Below are 18694 nucleotides of genomic sequence, written 5' to 3'. Positions count from 1 at the left end.
TTAATTTTGGCACATAGATGCCGTTAGGAAGGGGGCGTCCATTCCATTACCACAGCAAGCCCGCTCACCACAGCAAGCCCGTTCACCACGGCAAGCCTGTTCACCCAGCAAGCCCGATCACCACAGCGTCAGGAGGCTGCCCATGGATTTCCAGGCCGCGATGGCCGCGCCTCAACCTAGCCGGTCTTGCCGGTGTGGTTGTTCAGTGAAATCACCTTGGTCTTGCCGATGCGGTGACGGTAAATCTCGCGCAGGTACTTGATCGCCTTTTTCACGCAGTCCCGTGACAGGCGAATGTCATTGATGGACACGAACTTCTCTTTGTCGTTGATCAGCTCGCGGTACTTCTTCTCGTACATCGGTTTGATCGCGTACCAGTTGGTATCGAGGATTTTCGCCGGGTTCTCGAACTCGTTGAGCAGTTCGTCGATGCGCTCCTCATCGAAATCCTCGTGGATGATGAAGTCCAGGATCGAGTTGTCCAGGGTGTCATCGAATCGGTAGGGGTTGCGGGCGAAACAGCGTTTGATAAACGCCACGATCAGCGTCAGGAAGTCGTCCGACAGGCACGGGCTCTTAGCGATCAGGGTGGTCAGCGACAGGTTGGCCGACGCGCCGATCACCAGGGCATAACGCTTGAGCGTGGTGTTGGGGAACAGGCTGTTGAGGTGCGTCTTGAGCCGATTCAGGTCCATGTAGGACAGCTTGTAGTCCTTGGGCAATGAGACGATCGACACCACCGACGAGCAGTTCTTGAAGAAGTGCAGGTCGTGCAGCGCCGCTGCGTCATAGCCGGAGTTCTTGTATTGCTCCAGGGATGCCTTGTAGCGCTTGGACTCGATCGGCAACAGGCTGATGCCTTCGATGGCCTGGGTGACCTTGTTGAAATGCGGCAGGTCGATGGACCGGAAGAACAGGTCGTCGATGTTCAGGCGCTGAGGTTCTTTTTCGAACACCTTGAATTTGTCATTCGAGGGCGCCGGGGTTTCGGGGACGACGGATTCAGCGTACGCAATCGCCACAGGGCCGGCCAGGCTCATAAACAAGTCGTTGGCATCCAGGCGAATGGTCTCGCCGATGTCGATGCCGGCGCGCCGGAAATAGTTCTGATCGTAGTCGGTGGTCACGGCCTGGGCCGTAAGAATGTTGAAGATCTGCTGTGAGATGTATTGGTTGGCGTGTTTTTCCATGGCATTGACATCAATGTTCTGGATGTTGCCGTCATCGCTTTCTTCGGCATAACGCATGATGTCGTTGGAGATCAGCATCATGGCGTTCCAGGGCCGGATACGCCCTTTCACACTGGCTTCGCTGCTGTCTTCATTGGCGAAGTTGTAAGAGAAATCCCATTCTTCCGACAGGTATTTGCATAGCAGACGCCCGGCGTTGATGTGCAAGGCCTCGGACATCTCGCTGCGATGGTCGGAAATATTCGGCAGCACGCAAATGCCGCTGGTAAAGATCGGCTCGAACACGAAGGCGTGGCCGCTCTTGCTGTCGTGCTCGTCGGCGGGCTTGGTGTCGAATGTCTTGTTCATGTACGAATGCTGCTGGGCCAGGCCGAACTCCGAAGCCATGCCCGAGCCGGTGCCACCGCCGGCGCTGAAGATCGAAAAATACAGGCGCGACTGGTTGGCCTTGATGCCGCATGAATCGATGAGGTACGAGTGAATCATCTTCCAGTCGGGGCTGGAAAAGCGCTGGGTGTCTTTATTGAGGATGATCTTGGCCAGGTACTGGCCCAGGATTGGCGCGTTGCCGGCGCCACCGGCGTGCACTTCCGACAGGTCCATGATTTTCATTTTGCTGTAGTCGCGCAGGAACCCGCTTTTTTCGTTCTTGCGCGAGAAGCGGATGCGCCCGGCGATGTCCTTGTCCAGATCGCCCAGCATGACCAGCGGCTCCACCAGGAATACCGGTTTGCTGGCCTTGCCATTGCCCAGGCGCAGGTTGTTGCGGATCCACTGGGCCGGGCTATAACCCTTATCGATCGACTTGTCTTCAGTGCTGAACTCGTTCAGGTAAAACTTGCGCGCGTTGTACACCAGCTCTGCCACATCCAGGGCGATGTTCGAACCGCAACGACCCAGGCCGATCAGGCACACCGAGGGGAATTCCTGGTCGCTGTGCTGTTCGCCATCGCCCTCGGCGTGAGGCGGACGCGGGAACACCATGTCACGCAGACCGTCGAGATTGTCGAGGATGCGGTCGGTATTGGTCTCGGTGAAGTACAGGTATTGCTGGGTGGCCAGCGCGGAGGTGGAGCTCAATGACTTGGAACCTGAGGGTTTTTCCGCAGGAGCTGTGAGCAACACGTCGGATACCACGGTGGCAGAGTTATTTTTAGAAGTCATTGTGCGCCATGTGCCTGGGCGGATGGCTGGAAAATCTCAAAGGGCCATCACGGATTGGGTTGTTCGCGACTTTGCAGTGCGTCCTTGTCCTGAACCATTGGCCTTAGGCTTGATGGGCTCGGCAAAACCTGGCCGGACGTTCATGGATCGGCCGTTCGTCGGACTTCTTTAGATAAATGATGGCTAACTGCCAAGGCTTCGACGTCAGCGGATTGGCCTCACGGTTGAGCCGGCGCTGCCGCGGTTTGGCGGCACCGCTTTGGACGGTGCAGGCTCTTTGTTCGCCGCAGGCGTGAAGGTATGCAGTGGATTATGCCGCTCAATGCCTTGTACTACGCCGATGATCTCGCCGATGCCCACCGCCGGGCTCAACAGGTAGCCCTGGATGAAGTCGCAATCAAGGCTATGAAGCAGTTCGAACTGGGTGTGGGTTTCCACGCCTTCTGTCACCACCTGCAGGTGCAGGGTATGGGCCATGCCGATGATGGCTTGGACGATTTCCAGGTCGGCGGTGGATTTGGGAATGTCCTGGATAAAGGAGCGATCGATCTTCAGCGTGTTGAGCGGCAAGCGCTTGAGGTAGGCAAGGGACGAGTAGCCGGTGCCGAAATCGTCGATGGCCAGCGATACCCCGAGCGAACGTATTTGCCGCAACAGCGCCAGGGTGCTGCTGATATTGCCCATCAGCGCATTCTCGGTTACTTCCAGTTCCAGGCGGTTGGCGGCCAGGCCGCTGAAGCGCAGGGCATCTTCGATTTCATCCGCCAGCTCGTCGCGCGCCAGGTTCAGGGCCGAGCAGTTCACCGATAGCGTGAGCTGGGTGTAGCCTCGGTCGGTGAGCTGGCTGAGGTCATGACAGGCCTGGCGCAGTACCCAATGGTCCAGCTCGGCGATCAGGCCGTTGCTTTCGGCGATCTCGATAAACCGGTCGGGTGCGAGCAGCCCGTGCTGTGGGTGCTGCCAGCGCACCAGAGCCTCCAGGCGGCTGACCTTGCCCAGTTTCATGTCGAAGATCGGTTGATAGAACAGCACCAGTTGGGTGCCGGTGCGCAGGGCGTTGCGCAGCTCTTCTTCCAACTGCAGTTCGAGGGTGGCGCGGGTCTTTAAGTTGGAGCTGAAAAAATTCAGGCTGTTGCGTCCCGCATCCTTGGACTGATACAGCGCCAGGTCGGCGGTTTTCAACAGCTCTTCACAGGTCATGCCGTCATCGGGAAACAGGCTGATGCCAATGCTGGTGGTCATCACCATCCGACGGCCGGCCAGTTCCACGGGTTCTTTCATTTTTTGCATGATGCGCTGGGCCAGATGGCGCGCTTCGTCGCGGTGATGGATGCTGATCAGGATGCAGAATTCATCGCCGCCAAAGCGCGCGACTACGTCGGCATGACTGCGCACCGAGCCTTTGATATGGCTGGCCAGTACGGTCAGCAGTTGATCGCCGGCGTCGTGCCCGAGGCTGTCATTGATGCGCTTGAAGTGGTCTATATCGAGGAAGATCACCGCCATCATGCCGTGGGTGGCGGTCTTTTCCGCGACTTTTTCCGCAAAAATCTGGTTGAACCCGCGACGGTTGAGAAGGCTGGTCAACGCATCGTAATGGGCCACCTGCTGCAGGGACGCGCGGGCCTGGTCCAATTCGCTGAGCAGGGCGTTGACCCGACGCAGGTCGCGTTCCTTGTGTTGCAGTTTCTTGTCCGCCAGCGCCGCGCTGATGCTGCTGCCGATTACCAGCAAGGTGATCACCGCCACCGACAGGCCCAGCTGCATGGGATTATTGTTGGGCGCAACCGAGAGGTCAGCACCGGTAGGCACTACCATCTGCATGGCGGCCATGCCAGTGAAATGCATGCTGATAATGCCCGCGCCCAGGACCAGGCTGGCGGCATATTTAAGCAGTTGGTGGAAGATCCCGGCCCCGGTGCGCAGATAATTCGACAGCAACAACGCGGCGAGGCTGGCACCGATGGCAATGCCGATCGAGGCCAGCAGCAGCCATGAGTCGAAGTACATCCATGCCTGGGAGCGTATCGCTGACATGCCGACGTAATGCATCAAGGCGATGCCAAGTCCCATCCACACCGAGGCCAGCAGGTATTGAAGCAGCCGCAGCTTGGGATGGCTGAGGGTTTTCATGGCAAACAACGACGCAATCAGCGCGATCAGCAATGACACGAAGGTCATCGTCAGTTCGTAGTGAATTGCGATGGGCGCCTGGAAGGCCAGCATGCTGATGAAATGTGTCGACCAGATGCCCCCAGCCAGGCAGCCGGCCCCCAGCCAGCGCCAATGTCGGCGCGCGGTGGGGTCCTCGACATGGCCAACCCGCTCGGCCATGTCCAGCGTGCCGAACCCTGCCGCGCAGGCCACCAGATAAGCCAGCAGCACCAGAAACGGGTTATGACTGCAATTGAGTAATAAATGCCCGTTGGTGGGGAGGTCGGTAAAGAAATGCAGACCCAGCCATTCCATAGCATGTCCTGTCATAGCGTCACGTCACGGCCTAAGGCGATGACCTATGAGGTCGAGTATAGAAGCCTCGCGGAATTTGCCAGGGATAATGGCACTTTGCTCAGAACCTTTTCGGCATGCTGCCCATAGCGTTTGATGCTAAGCGCTGATGGGCAGCTCGAATTCAATCGGTGCCTGCAGGGGCGGCAGGCCGAAGGCGGCGCGCGCGGCATCGCAATCGACGTTCTGCACGCCCTGGCTCCAGGACGATTCGAACTCGCGGCATACACTGGAGCGCTGCTCATAGATCGTGCAGCGCGTCCCTTCGCCCACCGTGCCTTCAAGGCTGCAGCAGCGCGCAGGTTTGCGGTCGGTGCCGATCATCGCCACGCGAGTGGGATTGATCTGTTCCACCAGATCATCGGGCACCGTACCACCCGACGAGGCGCACTCGCCCCAGAAGAACGACACGCGAAAATAGGAACAGCAGGCACCGCAACTCAGACACGGACTGGCTTCGGACATGGGCGTCATCGATAAGAAAAGTGGGATAGGGGCACTGCAGGAAGGCTCGCCATTCTATCCACGCCAACGCCATTGGGAAGAGGGGGGCACACATATATTTTGTGTAGGCGAAGTCCCGCAGTGCCGGGTGAAATTACGTCCTATCAGCTTTACGAATCATTACAGACAACCACCGCCGGCGTGACTATGTTGCAGTTACCTGAGCGGGATGCATCGGGCATCGCAGCTCTCATAACAATAAAAGAGACGGACCCATGCAGAACTCGACCCAAGCGGCGAATGCCTGGCGCATTCTGTTCCTGCTGTTCCTCGCCAACCTGTTCAATTTCTTCGATCGCACCATTCCGGCAATCATCATCGAACCCATCCGCATGGAATGGCACCTGAGTGACTTTCAGCTCGGCATCATCGGCACCGCCTTTACCATCGTCTATGCCATCGCCGGCCTGCCCCTTGGGCGTCTGGCCGACACCGGCTCGCGCAGCAAGTTGATGGGCTGGGGGCTGTTTGCCTGGAGCGGGCTCACGGCGATCAACGGCCTGGTCGGCAGTTTCTGGAGTTTTCTGCTGGTGCGCATGGGGATCGGCATCGGTGAAGCGAGCTACGCGCCGGCGGCCAACTCGCTGATCGGCGACTTGTTCCCGGCGCACCGCCGCGCCCGCGCCATGGGGATTTTCATGCTCGGGCTACCGTTGGGCCTGCTATTGGCGTTCTTTACCATCGGGGCGATGGTCAAGGCGTTCGACAGCTGGCGCGCGCCGTTCTTTATTGCCGCGGTGCCGGGGCTGATCCTGGCGGTGTTCATGTTCTATATCAAAGAACCCAAGCGTGGCGCGGCGGAGGCGGTGCAGGTGTCCCAGGCGCGCGTCGACCGCCCGATCCGCCGCGTGCTGGCGGTGCCGACGTTCCTATGGCTGGTGCTGGCCGGATTGTGCTTCAACTTCGCCACCTATGCCTGCAACTCGTTCCTGGTGCCGATGCTGCAGCGCTATTTCCTGTTGCCGTTGCAGGACGCGGCGGTGGCCACCGGTTTCATCGTCGGCGTCACAGGCCTGATCGGCCTGACACTGGGCGGCTGGATCGCCGACAAGATCCATCAGCGGATTGCCAATGGCCGGCTGTTATTTGCCGCGTGCAGCCTGATTATTTCCACCGTCACCACCGCTTGGGCCCTGCATGCCGGGCGCATCGAGATCGGCGTGTTTGTCGCGCTGTTCAGTGTCGGCTGGCTGTTTGCGTACAACTTCTACACCTGCGTCTACACCGCGATTCAGGACGTAGTGGAACCGCGCCTGCGGGCCACGGCGATGGCGCTGTTTTTTGCCGGGTTGTACCTGCTGGGCGGCGGCATGGGGCCGATTGTGGTGGGCGGTTTGTCCGACCACTTTGCCCATTCGGCGATGTACGCCGACGGTGCGCAACAGATGACGGAAGCCTACAAAGCCGTGGGCCTGCACGACGCCATGTACCTGATCCCGGTGGCGCTGTTCTTGACGATGCTGTTTCTGTTCCAGGCCTCGCGCAGCTTTGTGCGGGATGCCAAGCGCATGAAGGAGGGGTTGAGTGCGGTTGAGGTGCCGGCTGTTGCCGCGACCGCTTGAGACTGGGGTGAAGCCATCGGGGGCAAGCCCCCTCCCACATTGATCAGTGACCGACATGACAACTCGGTCAACTGTGGGAGGGGGCTTGCCCCCGATAAGGTCAGCAGGGCAGGAGGGTCATCAACCCGCCACCAGCACCCGAATCGCTTCCAGGCGCAGCGCAGCCTTGTCGAGCATGGCCAGGCCCTGTTCGCGTTGCTGGCGCAAGGCAATCAGTTCACTGTCGCGCACGGTCGGGTTGACCGCCTGCAGTGCCGTCAGGCGAGCCAGTTCTTCATCGGTGTCCGCCGCCAGGCGCCGTTTGGCTTCGGCCACGCGTTCGGCATGGCGAGGGCTGATCTTTTCTTCGCCGGCATTGATGCGCGGCGTGAGTTGATCGCGCTGGGCCTGGACGAACTTGTTGGCGCTGGCCCGTGGCACGCTTTCCAACTGATCATTCAGGGTTTCGAACGACACGCGGCCGGACAGGTCGTTGCCGTTGGCGTCCAGCAGGCAGCGCAGGGCGGCCGGTGGCAGGTAGCGGCCCAATTGCAGCGAGCGCGGCGCCACCACTTCACTGACGTACAGCAGTTCAAGCAGCACGGTGCCCGGCTTGAGCGCCTTGTTCTTGATCAGCGCCACGGCGGTATTGCCCATGGAGCCGGACAGCACCAGGTCCATGCCGCCCTGCACCATCGGGTGTTCCCAGGTGATGAACTGCATGTCTTCACGCGACAGCGCCTGGTCACGATCGTAGGTAATGGTCACGCCTTCGTCGTCGCCCAGGGGGAAGCTGGCGTCGAGCATTTTTTCGCTGGGCTTGAGGATCAGGGCGTTTTCCGAATGGTCTTCGCTGTCGATGCCGAACGCATCGAACAGGGTTTCCATGTAGATCGGCAGCGCGAACTGATCGTCCTGCTCCAGAATGGCCTCCACCAGCGCATCGCCTTCGCCTGCGCCACCGGAGTTGAGCTCCAGCAGACGGTCGCGACCTGTGTGCAGTTCCTCTTCCAGGCGTTCGCGTTCGGCACGCGCTTCGTCGATCAGCGCTTGCCACTCGCCATCGTCGGCGTTTTCCAGCAGCGGCAGCAGGCGCGGGCCGAACTGATGCTGCAAGGCGTTACCGGTCGGGCAGGTGTTGAGAAAAGCGTTCAGCGCTTCGTGGTACCACTGGAACAGGCGCTCCTGCGGGCTGGTTTCCAGGTAGGGCACATGCAGTTCGATTACATGTTTCTGGCCGATCCGGTCCAGGCGGCCGATCCGCTGTTCCAGCAGGTCCGGGTGGGACGGCAGGTCGAACAACACCAGGTGGTGGGAGAACTGGAAGTTGCGGCCTTCACTGCCGATTTCCGAGCAGATCAACACTTGGGCGCCGAATTCTTCGTCGGCGAAGTAGGCGGCGGCGCGGTCGCGCTCAAGGATATTCATACCCTCGTGGAACACCGTGGCTGGAATGCCGGAGCGCACGCGCAGTGCATCTTCCAGGTCCATGGCGGTTTCGGCGTGGGCGCAGATCACCAGGACCTTGGTGCGCTTGAGCATTTTGAGCTGATCGATCAGCCACTCCACGCGTGGGTCGAAACGCCACCAGCGATGTTCTTCTTCGATGTCCGGCTGCGACTGGAAGCTGACTTCCGGGTACAACTCGGCGTGCTCGCCCAGCGGCAATTCGAGGTATTCGTCCGGGTTCGGCAGCGGGTAAGCGTGCAGCTTACGCTCCGGGAACCCTTGCACCGCGGCGCGGGTGTTGCGAAACAGCACGCGGCCGGTGCCGTGACGGTCGAGCAGCTCGCGCACCAGGCGTGCACTGGCTTCTGTGTCGCCATCGTTGACGGCGGTGAGCAGCGCTTCACCTTCGTTGCCGAGGAAACCCTGGATGGTCTTGTGCGCGGCAGGCGACAGGCGACCTTTGTCCAGCAGTTCCTGCACGGCTTCGGCGACCGGGCGATAGTTCTCGCTCTCGGCGCGGAAGGCCTGCAGATCGTGGAAGCGGTTCGGGTCAAGCAGGCGCAGACGCGCGAAGTGGCTGTCCTGGCCCAATTGCTCCGGGGTGGCGGTGAGCAGCAATACGCCCGGAATCACTTCGGCCAGTTGCTCGACCAGCGCGTATTCCGGGCTGGCCTTGTCTTCATGCCAGACCAGGTGGTGAGCCTCGTCGACCACCAGCAGGTCCCAGCCGGCGGCGAACAGCGCGTCCTGAGCTTTCTCGTCGTCCACCAGCCATTCCAGCGCAACCAGGGCCAGTTGAGTGTCTTCGAACGGGTTGGTGGCATCGCTTTCGATAAAGCGCTCTTCGTCGAACAGCGCCACCTGCAGGTTGAAGCGGCGGCGCATTTCCACCAGCCACTGGTGCTGCAGGTTTTCCGGGACCAGGATCAATACGCGGTTGGCGCGGCCCGACAGCAGTTGGCGATGGATCACCAGGCCGGCTTCGATGGTCTTGCCCAGGCCCACTTCGTCGGCCAGCAATACGCGCGGTGCGATACGGTCAGCGACTTCACGGGCGATGTGCAGTTGGTGCGCAATGGGTTGCGCACGCACGCCACCCAGGCCCCACAGCGAGGATTGGAGTTGGCGGCTGGTGTGTTCCAGGGTGTGGTAACGCAGCGAGAACCAGGCCAATGGGTCGATCTGCCCGGCGAACAGACGGTCGCTGGCCAAACGGAACTGGATGAAATTGGAGAGTTGGGTTTCCGGCAGGGTGACCTGCTCGTTCTGCCCATTGAGGCCGTGGTACACCAGCAGGCCGTCGACGTCGTCGACTTCCTGCACGGTCATTTTCCAGCCTTCGAAATGGGTGATGGAGTCGCCCGGCGAGAACCGCACGCGGGTGAGGGGCGCATTCCGTAGCGCATACTGGCGGGTGTCGCCAGTGGCCGGATAGAGCACGGTCAACAAGCGGCCGTCCTGTGCCAGAACGGTGCCTAACCCCAGCTCTGCTTCGCTGTCACTAATCCAGCGTTGCCCCGGTTGATACTGCTGCGCCATGCTGCCTGACTCCCGCCGTGAAAAAGCCGACTATCTTAACGGAACAAGGTCCACCGCCCAAGGACTCTGACAAAAACTACGCCGTTCGCGGGCAGCGATGCGCGTTGAGTCGACGGGTGGCGGGCACTTGCGAGTGTCGACTGGGTCACAGGTTCCAACCTTGGTGCTCAAGTCGCTCTGCGCCGCGCCGACAGCCTGAGATCAGGAGAGAAAAACTTATGCTGCCACCCATGCTGCCCGTCAGCGTCGTGCCGGTCACGTCACAACTTGACCCGGTGCGCCAGAAGCCGGATATCCCGCCCGTGGTGCCCGTGCAACAGGGCTCCAACGAAAGTACGATCGATCTGAAAAAGGGCGACGCCGAGCAATCCACCTTTCTGCTGCGCGAGGAACAGCGTCGCCAGCAGGAACAGCAGAAGCGTCGGCGGGAGGCGGATGAAGACCCGGAGCAGCACCTGGCCATTCCTGGCGATGTGCTCAACGCCGATAACACCGTGCCGGTCGTGCCGCTGATTGAAGATGCGCCGCGCCAGGGATTGTGGGTAGACGTCGAAGTCTAGCCACGCAGTGCGCGCAGGGCGTTCAGCAAGACCTCGATATCGCCCTCGTCGTTAAGCGGGCTGACGGAGATGCGCGCGATGCCGGGCAGGCTCCTTGCCTGCATGTCCAGCGGGGTATAGGCCACGTTATTGGCGCCGATATTGATGCGTTGCAAGGCCAGTTGCCGTTTGAGTTCGAACCCGTCCCAGCCTTCCAGGTTGAAGGCGATCAAGCCCGATCGATGCTCGCCCAGGTCATGCAGCGAGATGCCCTCGATCTCACCCAATGCCTGGCGAATTCTCGCACTTGTCTGCGCAACCCTTTCCCATACTCGCTCGATCCCAAGCTGATTGATCTCGTGCAATGCATTGCCCAATCCGGCCAATAGGGCGTAGGACACTTCGCTGGTTTCAAAACGCCGGGCGTCATTGCGCAGGTCGAAACCTTGCGCGCTCCACGGTGCGGAAAACACATCGCGCTGGGCCGGGTCGAGGCGCGGCAGAAACGCCGGCCGCACATACAGCAGTGCGGTTGCGCGTGGCCCGCGCAGGTGCTTGCGCCCGGCGCACTTGAGTACATCGCAGTGCAGCGCCTGCACATCCACCGGGATCTGGCCGACGGCTTGGCCGGCATCGATAAAGTAGGCAATGCCATGGCGCCTGGCCACTTCGCCGATGGCCTGGGCCGGGTTGATCAGGCCACCGTTGGCGGGCAGCCAGGTCAGGTCGATAAGCTTGACCCGCGCGTCGATCATCGCCGTCAGCGCCAGCGGGCATACGGCGCCGCTGGCATCGCAGGGGATCACTTCCACACGGGCACCCGCTTTTACGGCCACTTGCATGCTCGCCAGGTTGCCGCCCCATTCATGGCGCCCGACCAGGATCCGGTCCCCCGGCTGCCAGGGACCAAGGGCCTGGAATGCCAGGTTCCAGGCGCTCGAACCGCTGCCGGCGAAGGCGATGGAGGAGGGCGGGGCGTTGAGCAACCGCGCGGCGGCGCGCCTGGCATTGTCCGCCAGTACGGCGCCGTGCTCGCCGGCTTCCATTGGCCCGTCGCACGCCTCGCGCTGCAGTTGCTCGATGATGGCATCGACGGTCGCCTGGCTCGGCAAGGAGGCGCCGGCATGATTGAAATGCACCAACCCCGACTGGCAGCCCGGCGTGGCCGCGCGCAATTGCCGAACCTCCAGCGGGCTCACGGCTGCACCTCGAACACCGCATCAACCTCCACCGCCACGCCGGCGGGCAGGCTGGCCACGCCTATCGCAGTGCGGACATGCCGGCCTTTTTCGCCCAGGACGTTGACCAATAGGTTCGATGCGCCGTTGGCCACCATGCCCTGGCGTTGAAAATCGCTGCTGGCGGCAATGAACACGCCCAGGCGCAGCGTTCGTACAAGGCGCGACAGGTCATCGCCCAAGGCATCGCTCAATTGCGCGAGCAATCCCAGGGCCGCCAGCTCCGCGGCCCGAACGCCTTCTTCATCGCCGAGGGTCTCGCCCAATCGGCCCACATAAGCAGGCTTGCCGTCCACCAGCGGGATTTGCCCGGAGATAAACAGTTGATGGTGGCTGGCGACATGGTTGATGTAATTGGCAATCGGCTGGCTGGGGGAGGGCAGCGTCAGGCCCAGAGCATTTACGCGGGCGCGGAGGGAGTCCATGGTCAAACCTCTTAAGAGTGGGAGGCGTGAGCATGTTGGCCTTGAGCGGCGGCGACAAACGGATAGATCTCACCCGACGTATCGAAATAACTCACGCGTCAGTGCAGGCGTCCTTCAGCCACTCAACGAAGCATTCGGCCGCTGGGCTGATACCGCCTGGCGGGGCGATCAGCCAGTAACCGATATCGCTGTGATAAGGCGGCCAATCGAAGGCTGGCACCAGGCTGCCATCCTGCAAACGCCTTTCGATCAAACGATGCCGGCCCATGGCAATGCCCTGGCCGGCCACGGCTGCTTCGACGACGATGTTGTAGTCGTGCAGCAGCACGCGGGGGTGGTGCTCCAGATCGACCTGGTAATGCGCGGACCAATCGCTCCACTCGAACGGCCGGTGCGAAGTGGCCATCAGCAACGGCCCCTTGTGCAATGGGCCGGCCTTGAACGCAGGACTGCACACCGGGGAAATCACCTCCGGCATCAATCGTGTGGCATGTACGTCGGGCCAGTCGCCTTTGCCATAGCGGATCGCCAGATCGACTTCGGCGGCGGCGACATTGGCCAGTTGAATGGCCGGCAGCAACTCAACCTGAATAGACGGGTAGCGGTTGAGAAATCCGGCCAGGCGGGGGGCCAGCCACAGTGTGGCGAACGAGGCCAGCAGACCGATGCGCAAGACCGTCGTACTGGGCGCCGCCCGTTGCGCACGGGTGGCGACGGCGATCGCGTCGAGGGCCGGGCGAATGTCGTCGTAATACTGTTGGCCGTCGGCGGTCAGATCAATCGCACGTGTGCGCCGGACAAACAGTGATTTACCCAGATGCTGCTCCAGTTTCTGCACTTGATGGCTCAACGCGCTCTGGGTCACCGACAATTCAGACGCTGCCTTGATAAAGCTCAAATGTCGTGCCACGGCTTCGAAAGCGCGCAGGGCCAGCAGCGGTGGAAGGTCTCTGTGCAGTGCCACCTGGGGACGCCTCAAAAGGTTGGACAGACGCGTCGATTTTGGTCGATGGCCTGCCTTTTGTCGCCCGCTGATTTGCCGTCGGGCGGGCGAGGCCGCATTATTGAGGCCTTCCCGCCACCACGTAAGCCAAGCCATGAGTGATGAACCCAAGCTGATCGACCTGAATGCCGAACGTGCCAAGCGCGTGCATGACCTGAACGACAAGCGTCTGAACGAAGTGCGCCAGGCGTTTGAACAGGCCATGCCGCTTGGGAAAACCAAGAAAAAACCGAAAAACAAACCCAAAAAGCGTTGAAATGACCTGCATCTATTGATGCAGGTCAGTTATTGCCCTTCTTTACGCCCCGTTGCGGGCGACATTGATCCTCGTCAATTTTCCCCTGCACCATCTCCGTTAACTTAGCCCCATCGCAACAGGGCAAGCACGGGAGGGCGGTCATGTTCATCGATAATGTGGTGTTTGCCGGAGTGCTGACCGTCAGCCTCATGGTGATGTTCTTTGTAGGGTTTGGATTTTTTATCTGGAAAGACGCGAATAAGCGTAAAAAACCATAGGTCTTTCTGGATTACATGAGCACGCAAGGCATTTTGGGCGACTTCGGTCGCCCTTTTTTTTACCTGCGATTTGAGCTCTTCGCTAATGCCCAGTCATAAAAAAAGGTGCGGTCCTCTTGCGAGGCCGCACCTTCTTTTTTCAGCGTAGGGCGATCAGCTGCCCAGCGCCTTGGACGCCAGCCAGAACAACCCGGCCGACAGCGCAACGGTCGCCGGCAGGGTCAGCACCCAGGCCATCAGGATGGTCTTGACCGTGCCGCCTTGCAGGCCGCTTTTGTTGGCAACCATGGTGCCGGCGACACCCGACGACAGCACGTGGGTGGTCGATACCGGCAGGCTGAAGATGTTGGCCAGGCCAATCATGCTCGCCGTGGTGATCTGCGCCGACATGCCTTGTGCGTAGGTCATGCCCTGTTTGCCGATCTTCTCGCCGATGGTCAGCACTACGCGCTTCCAGCCCACCATGGTGCCCAGGCCCAAGGCCAATGCGACGGCCAGGATTACCCAGAACGGTGCGTATTCGGTCGTGGCGGTCAGGTCTTTGCGCAGCTTGTCGAGGTCCGACTTCTCGCGCGCATCCAGGCCTGGCAGCTTGCCGACTTTCTTCGCGGTATCGTCCAGGCAGAGCAGGTAGCGACGCACTTCGATGCGGTGATCGGCGCTCAGCGAGTGGTAGTCGGATACACCTTTCAAGGTGTTGACCAGCGCATTGATCGTCGGCTCGGTCTGCTGCGGGTTGCACTGGAACTTGCCCGGCAGGTCATCTTTCACGCTTTTGCCCAGGGCCAGGAACTCGCCGAGGGTTGCGTTATTGCGCTCATAGAACTGACTCAAATGCACGGTGGCGTCGCGGGTGCGTTCGATCTGGTAAGTGGTGCTGCCCAGGTCGAGAACGAATTGCGCCGGCACGATACCGATCAGCACCAGCATGATCAGGCCGATACCTTTCTGACCGTCGTTTGAACCGTGCACGAAGCTCACGGCCATGGCCGAGATCACCAGCACCAGACGGTTCCAGAACGGCGGGTGCTTTTTGTCGTCGAGCTTGCGGCGCTGGTCCGGAGTCTTGTGCATCTTCGACAGCGGGCGCCACCACTTCAGGCCGATCAGCACCAGGGCTGCGACCAGGAAACCGGCCATCGGCGAGAACACCAGAGAGGCACCGATATCGACTGCCTTCTGCCAGTTCACACCGTCAGCCAGGGGGATATCGTTGATCAGTGCGTTGGCCAGGCCGACGCCGAGGATCGAGCCGATCAGAGTGTGGGAGCTGGACGCGGGGATACCGAAGTACCAGGTGCCCAGGTTCCAGGTGATCGCCGCCGCCAGCAATGAGAAGACCATGGCTAGACCGTGACCGGTGTTCACATTGATCAACAGCTCCACCGGCAGCAGGTGCACGATGGCGTAGGCGACACCGACACCACCGAGCAACACGCCGAGGAAGTTGAACACCCCGGAGAAGAACACGGCCAGGTGCGGCGGCATGGCTTTGGTATAGATGACTGTGGCCACCGCGTTAGCGGTGTCATGAAAGCCATTGATGAACTCGAAGGCGAGGACAAAGGCCAGGGCGAGCAACAGGCTCACTAGAACCCACGCATCCAGTCCGCTGAATAAATCGATCATGAAGGTTTTCTGACCCGGTCGTAAGGGGGCGCGATTATGCCAGAAAACCTCAGTAATCGATGCACTAGCTGCTCATCGGTAACAATCTTCACTGGAAAAACACCGGGGAGCGCTGTGCATCCCAGGGTTTCCGGGGCTTTGACAAGTCATTGATTTATATAGCTGCGGCCCTCTTGCGAGGGCGATTGTCGCCAAAACGTCATCTCTGAAACATTTGTATGAAATTTTACCGAGGGCGCAGAGAGGCGGATTGGCTCGAGCTGGCTATGCGCCATCCTTTTGTGCTGCGCCTACGGCTCTTCGGTCTTGAGTTCCTCTTCAATCTTCTGGATTTCCTGGGCAAAGGCCTGGTCCAGCAGGCTGGCGCGCTTGCGCCATGGCTTACGCTCAGGTTCAGGCTGGGCGGCGTAGGTGGTGACTTCCCCGCCGTAAACGTCCTTGTAACGTTGTTCCTGGCGCTCTAGTTCCGCGCGCAGTTCATCTTTCGTCACATCGTTACCTAATTGAGTTGGGTGTAAGTAAGTTAAAGCGTTATGCCTGGATGGCGTCTCAAGGTGAACAGAGTTGACCCCTTGCAACGCCAACTTATGAAACACAGGTGCCTTTGCATGCGACGTGCGGGTCATTCCAGGCTGATAGTGCGCTTGCCCCGCACTCCTGTGCAGTGGCGGCAGGCGTGGTCGGCGAACCTGCAGACCGCGATCCGGGCGCAGGGTGCATTATAGCGGCGCATTTGTATAACACTATCGGCATAGAGTTAAAAAGCTTCAACTTTGTATGAGGCTTTTGTTACATCGGTGTGTGAGCATTTAATAAGTGCCTGCGCTTCACAATTGGTTAAACGCTGTTAATGCATTTGTACAACTTTCCCTTGGCACACTCACGGCTGAGCACTCTGCGGTGTGCTCGCGCTAAATTGCGATTATCGAATCATCGTCCGATAATCGCACAGTGATGTCGGCGCAATCTTGTATCCCGCAGCCGGCGCGGCTTGTAATACCTGGCAAACCTCCCCAGCGGCTGACAATAAGAGAAGGCATCGAGATGAACGATCAATTGCGCAATTCCTTCGCGTCCGTGGCGCCTCCGATCGTTGCCTCGCCGGCCAAGCGCATCCAGGCGTTCACCGGTGACCCCGACTTCATGACCTCCCTGGCTCGCGGCCTGGCGGTGGTGCAGGCGTTCCAGGAGCGCAAGCGCCACCTCACCATCGCCCAGATCAGCCACCGCACCGAAATCCCGCGTGCCGCCGTGCGCCGTTGTCTGCACACCCTGATCAAGCTCGGCTACGCCACCACCGACGGGCGTACCTATTCGTTATTGCCCAAGGTGCTGACCCTGGGCCATGCGTACCTGTCGTCCACGCCACTGGCGGTGTCGGCCCAACCTTATCTGGACCGCATGAGTGAGCAACTGCACGAGGCATGCAACATGGCTACCCTCGAAGGCGACGACATCCTCTACATCGCGCGTTCGGCGACCACCCAGCGGCTGATCTCGGTCGATCTGTCCGTCGGCGGGCGTTTGCCGGCCTACTGCACGTCCATGGGGCGCATCCTTTTGGCGGCGCTGGACGACGCTTCGCTGCAGGACTACCTCGATCATGCCGACCTGCAAACCAAGACCAGCCGCACCCTCACCACCCCCGAAGCGTTGTTCGAATGCCTGCAGCAGGTACGCCAGCAAGGCTGGTGCATCGTCGACCAGGAGCTCGAGCAAGGCCTGCGTTCCATCGCGGTGCCGGTCTATGACGCTTCCGGGCAGGTGCTCGCGGCGCTGAACGTCAGCACCCACGCCGGGCGTGTCAGCCGCAGCGAGCTGGAGCAGCGCTTCCTGCCGAGCATGCTCAGCGCCAGCCGCGAGCTGAGTGCGCAATTATTTGCGTAAGCTGTTCGGTGACCGCACAGATCCCGAGCTGATCAATTGACGCTGTTTCCCCCGGCTTATTAATGTGCGGCAGCGCTGTTCAAGCGCCACTTAATAAGAATGACGGCCCCAGGCCGTCCGCCCGCCATCGGTGTGGAATAAAAATAATGAATCAGCCTTCTGTCGGTACCACCCTGGACGTGCAGTCCTTTATTAATGCCCAGCCGCTGTCACGCTATCAGTGGCGCGTGGTTATCCTGTGTTTCCTGATTGTGTTCCTCGATGGCCTCGATACGGCAGCCATGGGCTTTATTGCACCGGCGTTGTCCCAGGACTGGGGCATTGACCGCGCCAGCCTCGGCCCGGTGATGAGCGCCGCGTTGATCGGCATGGTGTTCGGCGCCCTCGGCTCCGGCCCGCTGGCCGACCGCTTCGGGCGCAAAGTCGTGCTGGTAGGCGCGGTGCTGGTATTCGGTGCCTTCAGCCTGGCTTCGGCCTACAGCAGCAACGTCGATCAGTTGCTGGTGCTGCGTTTTCTCACCGGGCTGGGCCTGGGGGCGGGGATGCCCAACGCCACCACCTTGCTCTCCGAATACACTCCTGAACGCCACAAGTCGCTGCTGGTGACCAGCATGTTCTGCGGCTTCAACCTGGGCATGGCCGGCGGCGGGTTTATTTCGGCCAAGCTGATTCCGGCATTCGGCTGGCACAGTCTGCTGCTGATCGGCGGCATCCTGCCGTTGATCCTGGCCGTGGTATTGCTGGTGTGGTTGCCGGAATCGGCGCGTTATCTGGTGGTACGCAACCGTGGCGCCGACAAAGTGCGCCGGACCCTCTCGCCCATCGAACCCAACCTGGTCGCCCAGGCCACTCATTTCAGCGTGCCCGAACAAAAAACCGTGAAGGCCCGCAACGTGTTCGCGGTGATCTTCTCCGGTACCTACAGCGCCGGCACCTTGCTGCTGTGGCTGACGTACTTCATGGGCCTGGTAATCGTGTACCTGTTGACCAGTTGGCTGCCGACCCTGATGCGCGACAGCGGCGCAAGTATGGAGCAGGCCGCGTTTATCGGCGCGTTGTTCCAGTTCGGCGGCGTGTTGAGCGCGGTCGGCGTAGGTTGGGCGATGGATCGGTTCAATCCGCACAAGGTGATCGGCACGTTTTACCTGTTGGCCGGGGTATTTGCCTACGCGGTCGGGCAGAGCCTGGGCAATATCACGCTACTGGCCACCCTGGTGCTGGTCGCCGGCATGTGCGTCAACGGCGCGCAATCGGCGATGCCTTCCCTGGCGGCGCGGTTCTACCCGACCCAGGGCCGCGCCACAGGCGTGTCGTGGATGCTCGGCATCGGGCGTTTCGGCGCGATTCTCGGCGCCTGGATGGGCGCCACGCTGCTGGGCCTGGGCTGGAACTTCGAGCAAGTGCTCAGCGCCTTGGTGATTCCCGCCGCACTGGCCACCACTGCCGTGGTGATCAAAGGCATGGTCAGCCACGCCGACGCGACCTGATCGATAGCCTGCCAACAATCGGTTCGATAATCGAACGCTTAGTCGATTATCGGATTGTTTGGCCTATTTGCCCGG

15 protein-coding genes are annotated in these 18694 nt (G+C 60.6%); 6 read left to right on the top strand and 9 right to left on the bottom strand.

Annotation, left to right across the window (positions count from 1 at the left end; genetic code table 11):
- Positions 1-176: 176 nt before the first annotated feature.
- From QRN10_RS15555 to QRN10_RS15545, 3 genes are all read right to left on the bottom strand, one after another.
- The gene (locus QRN10_RS15555) at positions 177-2354 is read right to left on the bottom strand and encodes a hypothetical protein (protein WP_181081560.1); all 2178 of its coding nucleotides are present in this window, start codon (positions 2352-2354) and stop codon (positions 177-179) included.
- 204 nt (positions 2355-2558) lie between these two features.
- Positions 2559-4823: a putative bifunctional diguanylate cyclase/phosphodiesterase gene (locus QRN10_RS15550; protein ID WP_285428664.1), complete on the bottom strand. Its 2265-nt coding sequence runs from the start codon at positions 4821-4823 to the stop codon at positions 2559-2561.
- 138 nt (positions 4824-4961) lie between these two features.
- A complete protein-coding gene (locus QRN10_RS15545) occupies positions 4962-5327 on the bottom strand; it encodes a YkgJ family cysteine cluster protein (RefSeq protein ID WP_285428663.1) in 366 nt (121 codons plus the stop codon).
- A 254-nt stretch (positions 5328-5581) separates the two neighbouring features.
- Here QRN10_RS15545 and QRN10_RS15540 point away from each other — a divergent pair, with 254 nt between their 5' ends.
- Positions 5582-6928 (top strand): spinster family MFS transporter, encoded by a 1347-nt coding sequence (locus QRN10_RS15540; protein ID WP_181081557.1) that lies wholly within the window; start codon positions 5582-5584, stop codon positions 6926-6928.
- Between the two features lie 120 nt (positions 6929-7048).
- Here the strand turns inward: QRN10_RS15540 and rapA are convergent, their stop codons facing one another.
- Positions 7049-9895, bottom strand: coding sequence for an RNA polymerase-associated protein RapA (gene rapA, locus QRN10_RS15535; RefSeq protein WP_181081556.1), 2847 nt, complete (start codon positions 9893-9895; stop codon positions 7049-7051).
- A 218-nt stretch (positions 9896-10113) separates the two neighbouring features.
- Between rapA and QRN10_RS15530 the strand changes: the two genes are divergently transcribed.
- Positions 10114-10455: a hypothetical protein gene (locus QRN10_RS15530; RefSeq protein ID WP_034137285.1), complete on the top strand. Its 342-nt coding sequence runs from the start codon at positions 10114-10116 to the stop codon at positions 10453-10455.
- Here the strand turns inward: QRN10_RS15530 and QRN10_RS15525 are convergent.
- The 3 genes from QRN10_RS15525 to QRN10_RS15515 form a co-directional block, all read right to left on the bottom strand.
- Positions 10452-11633: an aminotransferase class V-fold PLP-dependent enzyme gene (locus QRN10_RS15525; RefSeq protein WP_181081555.1), complete on the bottom strand. Its 1182-nt coding sequence runs from the start codon at positions 11631-11633 to the stop codon at positions 10452-10454. The genes QRN10_RS15530 and QRN10_RS15525 overlap by 4 nt on opposite strands.
- Positions 11630-12097 carry a RidA family protein gene (locus tag QRN10_RS15520; RefSeq protein ID WP_181081554.1) on the bottom strand — a complete coding sequence of 156 codons (468 nt, stop codon included), beginning with the start codon at positions 12095-12097 and terminating at the stop codon, positions 11630-11632. Before QRN10_RS15520 ends, QRN10_RS15525 begins: the two co-directional genes overlap by 4 nt.
- Positions 12098-12188: 91 nt before the next feature.
- Positions 12189-13061, bottom strand: coding sequence for a LysR substrate-binding domain-containing protein (locus tag QRN10_RS15515; RefSeq protein WP_285428662.1), 873 nt, complete (start codon positions 13059-13061; stop codon positions 12189-12191).
- A gap of 133 nt (positions 13062-13194) precedes the next feature.
- On the opposite strand from QRN10_RS15515, the gene QRN10_RS15510 reads away from it, so the two are divergent.
- Positions 13195-13356 (top strand): hypothetical protein, encoded by a 162-nt coding sequence (locus QRN10_RS15510; RefSeq protein WP_181081552.1) that lies wholly within the window; start codon positions 13195-13197, stop codon positions 13354-13356.
- A 143-nt stretch (positions 13357-13499) separates the two neighbouring features.
- The gene (gene ccoM / locus QRN10_RS15505; RefSeq protein ID WP_277309687.1) at positions 13500-13616 is read left to right on the top strand and encodes a cytochrome c oxidase subunit CcoM; all 117 of its coding nucleotides are present in this window, start codon (positions 13500-13502) and stop codon (positions 13614-13616) included.
- Between the two features lie 153 nt (positions 13617-13769).
- On the opposite strand, the gene QRN10_RS15500 is transcribed toward ccoM, so the two are convergent.
- Together QRN10_RS15500 and QRN10_RS15495 are read right to left on the bottom strand one after the other, a co-directional pair.
- Positions 13770-15245: an inorganic phosphate transporter gene (locus QRN10_RS15500; protein WP_181081551.1), complete on the bottom strand. Its 1476-nt coding sequence runs from the start codon at positions 15243-15245 to the stop codon at positions 13770-13772.
- A 290-nt stretch (positions 15246-15535) separates the two neighbouring features.
- Positions 15536-15736, bottom strand: a complete 201-nt coding sequence (locus QRN10_RS15495; RefSeq protein ID WP_054898413.1) for a hypothetical protein — start codon at positions 15734-15736, stop codon at positions 15536-15538.
- A gap of 553 nt (positions 15737-16289) precedes the next feature.
- Here QRN10_RS15495 and pcaR point away from each other — a divergent pair.
- Both pcaR and pcaK read left to right on the top strand, forming a co-directional pair.
- Positions 16290-17132 (top strand): pca regulon transcriptional regulator PcaR, encoded by an 843-nt coding sequence (pcaR, locus tag QRN10_RS15490; RefSeq protein ID WP_025855315.1) that lies wholly within the window; start codon positions 16290-16292, stop codon positions 17130-17132.
- Between the two features lie 146 nt (positions 17133-17278).
- Positions 17279-18619 carry a 4-hydroxybenzoate transporter PcaK gene (gene pcaK, locus QRN10_RS15485; protein WP_253511038.1) on the top strand — a complete coding sequence of 447 codons (1341 nt, stop codon included), beginning with the start codon at positions 17279-17281 and terminating at the stop codon, positions 18617-18619.
- Positions 18620-18694 lie beyond the last annotated feature (75 nt).

Origin of the sequence: Pseudomonas sp. lyk4-R2A-8, from assembly GCF_030209095.1 — a bacterium.
Classification (GTDB): domain Bacteria; phylum Pseudomonadota; class Gammaproteobacteria; order Pseudomonadales; family Pseudomonadaceae; genus Aquipseudomonas; species Aquipseudomonas quebecensis.
The sequence above is the reverse complement of the archived record's forward strand: the minus strand, read 5'-3'. Positions and strand labels throughout refer to the sequence as shown.